The organism is Parvibaculum sp., from assembly GCF_049671045.1.
GTDB lineage: Bacteria > Pseudomonadota > Alphaproteobacteria > Parvibaculales > Parvibaculaceae > Parvibaculum.
In genome coordinates, this window is sequence record NZ_JBATUH010000120.1 from 22,522 (window position 1) to 28,625 (window position 6,104).

Consider the following 6,104-nt stretch of genomic DNA (forward strand, 5'->3'; position numbering starts at 1 on the left):
AACGAAAGAGTTTGCGAGCCCGAACGGAAGCGCCCGAGGCTTATGCGTGCGCCATCGGCATCCGCCCGCTAGGCGCGGGCCGCCTGATTGCGCAATTCGATCGGCGCCCGAATTTCGGAAAGCTCGCCGGGGCGCGCATGCTCCTGCCGATGAAACCCGGCTTCCCCCTCGACAGGGGCTTCGAGCAGCGCCTGAATCGTGTCGATGAAATTGTCCATGGTGGACTTGATCATCCAGAAATCGCGGGCCTTGCCGCCCGCATCGACCGCCGAAGCGCGGGACGCGATGGTCGCGCCGAGATAGATGCCCATGAAGACGATGCGCTGATCGAGAACCCGTTCGGGAATATGCGGCAAAAGCTCCCTTATGTGCTTCAGGCATTCCCGATAGCCGGAATCCCACTCGCCGCCTTGCAGCGCTCTGGTGATGATCTCGCGGTGGTTCATCGAAAGGGAGGCGACGAAGCGCATATAGGTGCCGTCCTGCTCCCGTATATCGCTGCCGCCGATGGACGGCCAGACGAGCATCTCGATGACTTCGCGGAGTGTCGTCGGCCCGCCATCGCGATGAAGACGGGCGAGCATCTCGTTGCGGCGATCATTGATGACTTTCGCGCCATCGATCACGAGTTCGCGGACCAGCGCTTCCTTCGTCCGGAAATAATAATGCAGGGAGCCCACATTGCGCTGCCCGGCTTCCGAAACGATCTCGCGGATCGAGACCCCATCGACGCCGCGCTCCGCAAAGAGCTTCAATGCAGCCAGCTTGATACGATCCCTCGTCTCGTCGCCCTTCATGTCGACAGCCCAACCCCGCTTCATTCCCGCTACGATCCTAACAATTTGACATAATAACACATCGCTGCCCAAAAGCGCGTCAGACCTGCCTTCGTATGACCCAATTTGAATAAAAATCATGTGGATGATTTATGCAGACGCACCAATAAAGTGCTGGTGCCCGCAAGCGCGCCATCGCGCCAAATCCGGACGCGCTGACGCCCGTTGCACTAGGCCCGCCGTCACTCGGCTCTCAGCCGGTAGCCCACGCCCGTCTCCGTCAGGATATGACGCGGGATCGTCGGATCTGCCTCGAGCTTTTCGCGAAGCTGGCGGACATAGACGCGCAGATATTGCACGTCTTCCGTATGAGCCGGCCCCCAGACCTCGCGAAGCAGGAAGCCATGCGTCAGCACCTTGCCCGCATGCATGACGAGAATGCGGAGCAGGTCGTATTCGCGGGCCGAGAGTTTCACCTCCCGGTCCCCGACCGTGACGATGCGCCACACGAGATCAACGGCGAGATCGCCGCTGCGGAAGACGGGCGCCTCGCCCTGCGCCTGAAGCCTGTGGCGCATGGCGGCCCGGATGCGTGCGACCAGTTCCTCCATCCCGAACGGCTTGGTCACGTAATCGTCGGCCCCGAGATCGAGCGCATGCACCTTGCCCTTTTCATCGTTGCGGACCGAGAGAACGATGATCGGCACCTGCGACTTCTCACGAAGTCTTTCGATCACCGAAAAGCCGTCCCCGTCCGGCAGGCCGAGGTCGAGAATGACGAGATCGGGCTCGTCCATCTGCGCCCTGGCCAGTGCGTCCGCGCCGCTCGCCGCCTCCGAAAGCCGGTAGCCCTGGGCCCCGAGGCTCGTGCGCAGGAAGCGCCGGATCTGCGGCTCGTCGTCCACGACGAGAATATGCGTCTGCGCGCTCATGACCGACGATCATCCTCGCCCGCGGGCAACATGATGGTGAATTGCGCCCCGCGCCGGTCCATCCGGTTGGCTGCCGTAATGCGCCCGCCAAATGCCTCGACAAAGCCGCGGCAGACGGCGAGCCCGAGCCCCGTTCCCGCCGGGCGCTGATCGCCCGCGCGGACGCGGTGGAACTTGTCGAAGATATGCTCGATCTCGTCGGGCGGAATGCCCTCGCCCTCATCGCTCACGCGAATGAGGACCTCGTCATGCGCGCGCTCGGCGCTGATGCGGACGAGGCTGCCGGGGTCCGAATATTTGGCCGCATTGTCGAGGAGGTTGAAGATCACCTGCTCGAGCAAAACGGCATCGGCGCGAATAGGCGGCAAGTCCGGCGACAGGTCGACCTCCACGCGATGCTTCGCCAGCAGGCGCGCCGCGCGGCGCAGCGCCGTTTCGACAAGCTCGCCGATCTCGACGCGATCGGCGCGGATGTTGAGCGCGCCCGCTTCCAGCCGCGTGATATCGAGCAGGTTTCCGACAAAGCGGTTGAGGCGCTCCGCCTCGTCCTCGATGGTCGCGATCAATTCGCCCCGCTCCTTCGTGTCGTAACGGTCGAAATAGCTTCTGAGGCTCGAGACGGCACCGATGATCGAGGCGAGCGGCGTTCTGAGATCGTGTGAAATGGAAGTGAGAAGCGCGGCGCGCAGCCGCTCCGTCTCGCTCATGACGCGCGCATTGTCGATATCCTCGGCAAGCCTGATGCGCTCGATCGAAACCGCGATCTGGTCGAGCAGCGCATCGAGGAGCCGCCCCTCGTCGGCAGTGAAGAGCGCGCCCGGCGCCTCGCGATCGAGACCGACAACGGCGAGCATTCCGCTTGCGGTCCTGATCGGCAGAAAGAGCCGCCTCGCTCCCGGCAGCGTGTTCGAGCCTCGCCCTGCGGGAGACTGATGATCGAAGGCCCAGCGCGCGGCCGCAAGATCCGCCTCGTCGGCGACATCGTCCGGCGGATAGCCCGCCGCAACGCTCATATGGCCGTCCGCCGGAAAGAGAAAGACGACGCGCAGCTTCAGCATCGAGGCGATCTGGAAAGATGCGGCCCAGAGAAGGTCGTCGAGATCGTTGATCCCGGCGAGCTTGCGGCTGAAGGAATTGAGTTCCGTCGTCGTCTTGATCTGCGCCTGCGCGACAACGATCTGGCGCCGCGTGCGCGCCGTCAGATTGCTGGTGAGCACCGCCACCACGGTGAAAAAAATGAGCGCGAGGATATTCGCCGGATCGGTGATCGTGAATGTGTAGAGCGGCGGCAGAAAGAAGAAGTTGTAGGCGAGCGTGCTGAGGAGCGAGGCAAAAAGCGACGGCCACAAACCGTAATTGACGGCCGTGAAGAGGATCGCCGCGAGAAAGACGAGCGAAATATTGGGAAGCGGCGCAACGAGCTGGATGAGCCTGCCCAGGACGATTGCAAGGCCGATGGTCAGCGTGCTCACCGCATAGGGCATCGGATCTATGCCCTCGCCCACGGCGCGCGTACGGATTGTCCTTTCGGCAGGTCCGGCATCGCCCGGCACCACATGAATGCCGATCATGCCGGCATTGCGGATGAGCGAACCGACGAGCGTGGGCCGGAAGGCCGCGAGAAAGCGGCCCCCGGCCGGCCGTCCGAGCACGATCTGCGTCACGTTGTTTTCGCGCGCATAGTCGAGGATCGTGTCGGCCACATGATCGCCCGAGAGCATGACAGCCTTGCCGCCCAGATTTTCCGCAAGGCGAAAGGCTTCGCTCAACCTGTCCCGCTCGGCCTCGCGCGCCGGAACGTGACCAAGCGCCTCGACATGGATCGCCGCCCAGTTGCAGCGCAGCCGGTCCGCCGAGCGGCGCGCATAGCGCACAAGGCCGGTCGAGGTCGGCCCGCCATCGATGCAGACGAGAAGCCGCTCATCCGTCGGCCACGGGCCCGCAATCGCATGAGCGCGCATATAGTTCAGCATCTGCTCGTCGACACGCTGCGCCGTCCGCCGAAGCGCAAGCTCGCGCAGCGCCGTCAGATTGCCGGGCGAGAAATAATGCTTGAGAGCGCGCTGCGCCGCGTCGCGCACATAGACCTTGCCTTCATGGAGGCGCTGGATCAGCACTTCCGGCGTGACATCGACGACCTCGATCTCGTCCGCCCGGTCGATGATCGAATCCGGTACCGTCTCGCGCACGCGAATCCGTGTGATCTGCGCCACGACGTCGTTCAGGCTTTCGACATGCTGCACGTTGAGCGTCGTGTAGACGTCGATGCCAGCGTCGAGAAGCTCCTCGACATCCTGATAGCGTTTGGGATGGCGCGATCCGGGCGCATTCGTATGCGCGAGTTCGTCGACGAGAACGAGCGACGGCCGCCTCGCGAGAACGGCGTCGATATCCATCTCTTCCAGTATCCGGCCCTTGTAGGACACACGCGCGCGAGGCAGCGTTTCAAGGCCGTGCGCCAGCCGCTCCGTTTCCGCGCGGCCATGCGTCTCGACGATGCCGATAACGACGTCCGCGCCTTCCCTGTGGCGCTCGGCGCCGGAGCCGAGCATTTCATAGGTCTTCCCGACGCCGGGAGCGGCGCCGAGAAAGATCTTGAGTTTGCCCCGCCCTTCCGCCGCCGCCTCCACGAGCAGGGCTTCGGGTGCGGGTCGTCTTGCAGTCTGGTCGATGCCTGCCATATGGCCCTGTCGGATCAGCGCGCCATTTTCGCCGTCGCGGCGTCGAGCGCCATGTTGAGCTGCAGGACGTTGACCGACGGCTCGCCAATGATACCGAGAGTTCGCGGCCGCGTGAACTGACCGACAAGCGCCTGAAGCCGGGCGGGATCGAGGTTTCGGGCCTTTGCGACGCGCGGCACCTGAAAGAGGGCGGCGGCGGGCGTGATGTCGGGGTCGAGGCCACTCGCCGAGGTCGTCACAAGATCGACCGGAACGGCCATGCCGGGGTTTTCGGCCTTCATCCTCTCGACATCGCTCCGGATACGCTCGATCAGCGCCTTGTTCGTGGGCCCGAGATTGGACCCCATCGAATTGGCGGCATTGTCGGGAAGCGCGATCATGCCGCCCTTCTCGTCGGTCCCGGTCGTCGCCGATGGGCGCCCGTGAAAATAGTCGGAGCGGGCGAATGCCTGCCCGATGATCCCGGAGCCGATCACCGTCCCGTTCCGCAGGATGAGGCTGCCCTCTGCCTGATGAGGAAAGATCGTTTGCGCAAGGCGCGTCATGCCGAGCGGGTAGATGATGCCAAGCATCACCGTGAAGAGGATCGTGAGAGCGATGGCGGGGCGGATTTCCTTCAGCATGGCATCTTCCTCATGCAAGACCGATGGCGGTGATGAGAATGTCGATGAGCTTGATGCCGATGAAGGGGACGATCACTCCGCCTGCCCCGTAAATCAGCAGATTGCGCATGAGGAAGGCGGCGGCGCTGCGCGGCGTGTACCGGACGCCGCGCAGGGCGAGCGGGATCAGGGCGATGATGATGAGCGCATTGAAGATGATCGCCGACAGGATCGCGCTTTGCGGCGTCGCGAGACCCATGATGTTGAGGACGCCGAGGCCGGGATAAAAGGCCGCGAACATGGCCGGAATGATCGCAAAATATTTGGCGACGTCATTGGCGATCGAGAAAGTGGTGAGCGTCCCGCGCGTCATAAGCAATTGCTTGCCGATGGCGACGACCTCGATGAGCTTCGTCGGGTCGCTATCGAGGTCGATCATGTTGCCCGCCTCGCGGGCTGCCTGCGTTCCCGTCTGCATGGCGACGCCGACATCGGCCTGCGCGAGCGCGGGGGCGTCATTGGTGCCATCGCCGCACATGGCGACGAGCTTTCCCTTGGCCTGTTCCTCGCGAATGAGCCGCAGCTTGTCCTCGGGCGTCGCCTGCGCGAGAAAATCGTCGACGCCAGACTCCGCCGCGATGGCCGCTGCCGTGAGCGGATTGTCGCCTGTGATCATGATGGTGCGGATGCCCATGCGGCGCAGCGCGGCAAAGCGCTCGCGGATGCCGCCCTTTATGATGTCCTTGAGATGAATGATGCCCAGGATCGCCTGATCCTTCGCGACCGCGAGCGGCGTACCGCCGGAACGCGCGATGCGGTCGACGGCCTGCTGAAATTCCTTCGGCACCACGACGTCCGGCGCCTCGGCGCGAATGAAATCGAGGATCGAGTCGGCGGCACCCTTTCTTATCCTGTGTCCTTCCATGTCGATGCCGCTCATGCGGGTCTGCGCGGAAAACGGAATGAACTTCGCATGCAGGCTCGCCAGCTCGCGGCCGCGCAGGCCGTATTTTTCCTTGGCGAGCACGACGATGGAGCGGCCTTCCGGCGTCTCGTCGCTGAGCGAGGAAAGCTGCGCCGCATCGGCAAGCTCCATCGCGCTCACGCCCGGCA

General features: G+C 63.8%; 5 protein-coding genes. All 5 read right to left on the reverse strand.

Going from position 1 to position 6,104, the window contains the following annotated elements; translation table 11 throughout:
- Positions 1–68: 68 nt before the first annotated feature.
- Positions 69–821 carry a TetR/AcrR family transcriptional regulator gene (locus tag WBG82_RS14430; RefSeq protein ID WP_424425381.1) on the reverse strand — a complete coding sequence of 251 codons (753 nt, stop codon included), beginning with the start codon at positions 819–821 and terminating at the stop codon, positions 69–71.
- A gap of 197 nt (positions 822–1,018) precedes the next feature.
- Positions 1,019–1,708, reverse strand: coding sequence for a response regulator (locus WBG82_RS14435; protein ID WP_424425383.1), 690 nt, complete (start codon positions 1,706–1,708; stop codon positions 1,019–1,021).
- Positions 1,705–4,389, reverse strand: a complete 2,685-nt coding sequence (locus WBG82_RS14440) for a DUF4118 domain-containing protein (protein WP_424425385.1) — start codon at positions 4,387–4,389, stop codon at positions 1,705–1,707. The genes WBG82_RS14435 and WBG82_RS14440 overlap by 4 nt, the downstream gene beginning before the upstream one ends.
- Positions 4,390–4,403: 14 nt before the next feature.
- Positions 4,404–5,012 carry a potassium-transporting ATPase subunit KdpC gene (gene kdpC, locus WBG82_RS14445; RefSeq protein ID WP_424425387.1) on the reverse strand — a complete coding sequence of 203 codons (609 nt, stop codon included), beginning with the start codon at positions 5,010–5,012 and terminating at the stop codon, positions 4,404–4,406.
- 10 nt (positions 5,013–5,022) lie between these two features.
- Positions 5,023–6,104 (reverse strand): potassium-transporting ATPase subunit KdpB (gene kdpB, locus WBG82_RS14450; RefSeq protein WP_424425389.1); only part of this gene is annotated, 1,082 nt, incomplete at its 5' end.

Excerpts from the sequence above, each read along its gene's own strand:
- WBG82_RS14430 (WP_424425381.1), bottom strand. The coding sequence starts at position 821 with ATGAAGCGGGGTTGGGCTGTCGACATGAAGGGCGACGAGACGAGGGAT.
- WBG82_RS14435 (WP_424425383.1), bottom strand. The coding sequence starts at position 1,708 with ATGAGCGCGCAGACGCATATTCTCGTCGTGGACGACGAGCCGCAGATC.
- WBG82_RS14440 (WP_424425385.1), bottom strand. The coding sequence starts at position 4,389 with ATGGCAGGCATCGACCAGACTGCAAGACGACCCGCACCCGAAGCCCTG.
- kdpC (WP_424425387.1), bottom strand. The coding sequence starts at position 5,012 with ATGCTGAAGGAAATCCGCCCCGCCATCGCTCTCACGATCCTCTTCACG.